This window comes from Planococcus sp. RAB007_Raresut, from assembly GCF_057369535.1.
Map to the genome: position 1 here is coordinate 1 of NZ_JBXYIF010000047.1, position 365 is coordinate 365.

General features: G+C 43.6%; 1 protein-coding gene. It reads left to right on the forward strand.

Annotation, left to right across the window (positions count from 1 at the left end; translation table 11 throughout):
- A partial coding sequence (locus AC2Q9J_RS17690; RefSeq protein ID WP_499041973.1) for a pyridoxamine 5'-phosphate oxidase family protein occupies window positions 1–365 on the forward strand: 365 nt, incomplete at both ends.

The following is a 365-nucleotide window of genomic DNA, read 5'->3' on the forward strand; positions in this document are numbered from 1 at the left end:
TAGCAATGTCGGGACGATGGCGACCGTGTATAAGGTGAAACCCCACAGTCGATATATGACATTTTTCCATGATGATTTCACACTCTACACAGCAACCTCGAACGATACAGATAAAGTAGAAGAACTAGAAAAGAATCCATATACGCATATTTTAATCGGCTACGATGTAGATGGTGTGGGCCACACTTACTTAGAAATCCTCGATAAAGCGACCGTGTCGGATGATGAATCGATGAAAGAGAAAGTATGGAATGAGAAACTTGAAGGATGGTTCGATGGTCCGGACGATCCAAAGCTTGTGATCCTTCAAATCGAACCGGAATCGATGCGCGTGATGAACAAGAAAGGTCAACCACCACAAGAAG